The sequence below is a fragment of the Methylobacterium sp. CCH5-D2 genome, from assembly GCF_001556475.1.
Taxonomy (GTDB): Bacteria; Pseudomonadota; Alphaproteobacteria; order Rhizobiales; family Beijerinckiaceae; genus Methylobacterium; species Methylobacterium hispanicum.
Genome location: NZ_LSIX01001096.1, coordinates 1 through 966, shown reverse-complemented (window position 1 = coordinate 966; position 966 = coordinate 1). Strand labels below are relative to the sequence as shown.

1 protein-coding gene is annotated in these 966 nt (G+C 74.5%); it reads right to left on the bottom strand.

Features of this window, described 5'->3' with window-relative positions; all coding sequences use genetic code 11:
• Window positions 1-77: 77 nt before the first annotated feature.
• Entirely contained in the window at window positions 78-923 is an 846-nt protein-coding gene (gene sseA / locus AX737_RS29420; RefSeq protein ID WP_066927542.1) for a 3-mercaptopyruvate sulfurtransferase, read from the bottom strand.
• Window positions 924-966 lie beyond the last annotated feature (43 nt).

Here is a 966-nt window from a genome sequence, read left to right as displayed (position 1 = left end):
CCTCTCTGCGGGACTTCGTCCCGACCGACCCCTGCTGACGCAGGGGCCACCCTCCCCCGCGGAGGGGGGAGGGAGCCTCACGCGCTCCCGGTCGCCACCGGCCGGCACTGGTCCGCCCCCCATTCCGACCACGACCCGTCGTAGAGGCTGCGGGCCGGGTGCCCGAGCGTCTCCAGCGCCAGCGCGATGATCGCCGCGGTCACGCCCGAGCCGCAGGTCGTGAGTACCGGCCGCTCTGGATCGACTCCTGCCTCGGCGAAGATGGCGCGCAGCTCGTCGGGCCGCTTCATGTGCCCGTCGCGCAGCAGGCTCGCATAGTGGAGGTTGCGTGCCCCCGGCATGTGGCCCGGCCGCACGCCGGGGCGGGGCTCGGCCTCCTCCCCGCGGAAGCGCGGCGCCGAGCGGGCATCGACCACTTGGGTGGTGCCCCCCGCGAGCGCCCGGGCCACGTCCCCCGCATCCGCCACCGCGCCGTGGTCGAGCCGAGCGCTGAAATGTCGCCGCTCGCGCGGGCCCGGGGCGCCGTCCTCGGTCGGATAGCCGGCGGCGATCCAGGCGGGAAGCCCGCCGTCGAGCACCAGCGCGTCGCCCACCCCGAAGGTGCGCAGCATCCACCAGACCCGCGGGGCCGAGAACAGGCCCATCCCGTCGTAGACCACGATCTGCTGCCCGTCGCCGACGCCGAGCGCGCGCATCCGCGAGGCGAAGACCTCCGGGCGCGGCAGCATGTGCGGGAGCGCCGAGGTCTCGTCGCTCATCCGGTCGATGTCGAAGCGTACGGCCCGCGGGATGTGGGCCGCCAGATACTCGGCCTCGGGGTCGCGCCCGGCGGCCGGCAGGTACCAAGAGCCGTCGAGCACCACGAGGTCGGGCGCGTCGAGGCGCTGGTGTAGCCAGTCGGCGGAGACGAGGGGCGAGGCCATGCGGGTCCGTGTCCTGTGATCGGACCGCCACTCAAACACATCC

Excerpts from the sequence above, each read along its gene's own strand:
- sseA (WP_066927542.1), bottom strand. The coding sequence starts at position 923 with ATGGCCTCGCCCCTCGTCTCCGCCGACTGGCTACACCAGCGCCTCGAC.